This window comes from Hydrogenispora ethanolica (genome assembly GCF_004340685.1).
GTDB lineage: Bacteria > Bacillota > UBA4882 > UBA8346 > UBA8346 > Hydrogenispora > Hydrogenispora ethanolica.
Genome location: NZ_SLUN01000076.1, coordinates 1 through 3,080 on the forward strand (window position 1 = coordinate 1; position 3,080 = coordinate 3,080).

Genomic DNA, 3,080 nt, shown 5'->3' on the forward strand with positions numbered 1-3,080 from the left:
TTCTGTAAAACCTGGTTACGTATGAGTTTGCAAGATCATTTCAAAATATTGCGCCCAAAATGAACACAATTTCGTTCGTTAGATGGCCTATATAGAAGCAGCGTCCGTCGCTAAAAAATTGGAAAGACCGCCAGAATCGGCTGGGTTCGCTTTCATTGCTAATGTTCGAAGAATTTGGACTTTTTCCTGCCGGATTACTCCAGAAATGGGTTTAATTTAGTTGCGCATCAAAGAAAATTTTTGCCTTGTAGCCGGGTGATTTATCGCCCGGTCGGCGTTCAATTCGTCCGCTACATTTTACCATGATCGCTTGATGACATTGGGGGTTGGGGTAGGAATCGCCCCGTGGCTGTCAGAGTGAAAGCCATCCCCTCTTCCCCCCATTTTACCCGGTTTTAGCTTGACTCTCCCGACTTATCCACAGCCAAAATTCATTAACCCCATTCAACGATACCGTTTATCCACAGAAATAGCTTACTTATTCACAAAAAGAACTCATTTATTCACAAAATGAGCTTGCCCGACGACTGAAAGAGCTCATTCTTCCGAAAAAGAGCTCATTCATTCACAAAATGAGCTCACTTATCCACAAAAAGAGCTCGTTCAGCGACTGAAAGAGCTCATTCATTCACAAAATGAGCTTTTTTATTCACAAAATGAGCTTACCCGGCGACTGAATGAGCTCGCTGATTCACAAAAAGAGCTCGCTCAGCGATTGAAAGAACTTTTTCATCCACCTAATGAACTCTTTCCGCCTCAACCTGGTCACTTATCCTCCAACCGCAGCGGTGGTCAGACCATCGCAAAGGGTTTTAGAAAATTGCGATGCTGGAACGCGTTTTTTGAAATTGGCATTCACCTGGCTATCCTTCGACAGGTAATTGGTGTCAGAAGGAAGTTCACTTTTAAAAGCGAATTCAAATATAGTCGCTTCTATATGATGATAGAAGGAAGGAACCCGCTACGGAAACGATCCAAGTGTTGCTGGTGGACGATCAAAAACTTTTTCGGGAAAGCCTGAGTTCCGTGTTGGAAATCCGTAATTCCAACATTAAAATTGTGGGGCAGGCCTGTAATGGTGAGGAAGGTTGGCAAATGGCCGTCAGACTGCGGCCGGACATCATTCTAATGGATGTCCGCATGCCCGTCATGGATGGGGTTGAAAGCGCCAGGCTGGTCCGGGCCGACTGCCCCGAATCGAAAATCATTATGTTGACAACTTTTAGTGACGATGAATACGTGTTTGAAGCGCTAAAACTGGGCGCGGTAGGTTATCTTTTGAAAGATATTCAGCCGGCGGAGGTCGAAACGGCCATTTTGACCGTGTATAATGGCGGAGTCCTGATGGCTTCCGATATTGCGGCGAAACTGGTCCATAAATTAACCAATATCCCGGGAACACCCGAGCCGCAACTTCAGCAGTCCAAAGTTCAAGAACTTTTAACCCCCAGGGAACTTGATGTTTTCCGCCTCCTCGCCTCGGGGCACGACAACAAAGAAATCGCCGAGAAGTTGTTTTTAACCGAGGGAACCGTGCGCAATCATGTCAGTAACATTTACAGTAAGCTCAATTTGCGGGATCGGGTACAGGCGGTAAAATACGCCATCGCGCATGGCCTATTTTAGCATGGAGGTATCATGGCGCGGCTTTCATGCCTATTCCGTATCAGCGCGGTTACGCTGAACCTGTTGATTTACGGCCTCACTTGGAATCTTTATCTATCCAACCAGCCCATTGGAGTTCCGGTCTATTGGAAAACCCAATTTTTCATGATCCTGATCATCTCGTCTATGCTCGCCGTTCTCGTCCGGATTATTACGGTCGATTGGTTAACTGCGGCCGGGCTCATTTTACGGGGGATGCTGGCTTTGGTGGCCATCAATTCGATGCCGGAGTATATGCCGGTTTATGCTCCGTTAATTGCCGTCATCCTTTTTGAAATTTTTTTATCGGCTTCCCTCGGGGTGAGCATTGGTTCCTGTTTGTTGATCATCGCTCTCATGACCTGCGAACGATATCTGACCAATCAGACTTGGGGGTATATCCACCAAGCTCCAAGCGTCGCAGATTTTTTTCTGCCCTGGGGAGAATGCGCGATTGCCATGATTTGCGGTATCGTCATCCGCCAGCTATTGGATAAGGTCCATCACCTATCTGACCAGGTGGAGCAGTTTTATCAATCGAACATCCGTTTAGTAGAAGCCAACCTGGGCCTTCAGGATTATACGGTACGCCACCAACGGGAAAGCATTATGAACGAACGGAACCGGATTTCCCGGGAAATTCACGATTCCGTGGGTTACATGTTGACCAACTTAATAGCGGTCCTGGATTATTCGAGGGAATTGATTATTGCCCAAAAGGACCAAGCGCTTGAAAAGATTGATCAGGGGCGGGAACAGGCGAGAGCAGCCCTTGCTGAAGTCAGGCGGGCTGTCAGGGCGTTGCGGCCGCCGATCGAAGTAAGCCGGCTTCAGGCGGTTTCAGCCTTGATTACCGCTTTTTCGGAGGCGACCGGCATTGAAGCCTCGGTCTATATGCCAAAACTGCCGGATAGTTTCGGTGAAGAAATTGACACCATCATTTACCGGGTCATTCAAGAAGCGCTGACCAATACATTTCGTCATGGGCAAGCCACGCACGTGTTTATCAGCATTAATCTGAAAAATAAGCTGCTGAGCATCACCATTAAAGATAACGGTTTGGGCGCGACGAGCTTTCAGCTGGGCTGCGGATTGACTGGGATTCAAGAGCGAGTAAGAGCTTTGAACGGTAGATTTGAAATTGACAGTTCCCCCAATCAGGGGTTTATCATTAAAATCCTAATACCATGGCTGAATGAATATTTTAACGATATGGGATGAAATATTATATCTGAGTATCAAGTTTACTCAGCAACCACTATATGGTTCTGTACCCCCAAGTAAGGAGAACCCTATCTGTCACTTTGAATAAAGGAATTGGAGGATAAATCATGACGCTGATGGACCTAACCCTCGCCCCAATGTTGTCAAGCTACGCTGTAAAAAGATAGGAGGATAAACGCCATCGAAGTGTCAAAAAAGTTTATAAAATTAAA

2 protein-coding genes are annotated in these 3,080 nt (G+C 46.5%); both read left to right on the forward strand.

Features of this window, described 5'->3' with window-relative positions; genetic code table 11:
• Positions 1-981 precede the first annotated feature (981 nt).
• Entirely contained in the window at positions 982-1,626 is a 645-nt protein-coding gene (locus EDC14_RS26295) for a response regulator (protein ID WP_132018358.1), read from the forward strand.
• A gap of 12 nt (positions 1,627-1,638) precedes the next feature.
• Entirely contained in the window at positions 1,639-2,865 is a 1,227-nt protein-coding gene (locus EDC14_RS26300; protein WP_132018355.1) for a sensor histidine kinase, read from the forward strand.
• Positions 2,866-3,080 lie beyond the last annotated feature (215 nt).

What these genes read in the sequence shown, in the direction of transcription:
- EDC14_RS26300 (WP_132018355.1), top strand. Translation starts at nt 1,639, where the DNA reads ATGGCGCGGCTTTCATGCCTATTCCGTATCAGCGCGGTTACGCTGAAC.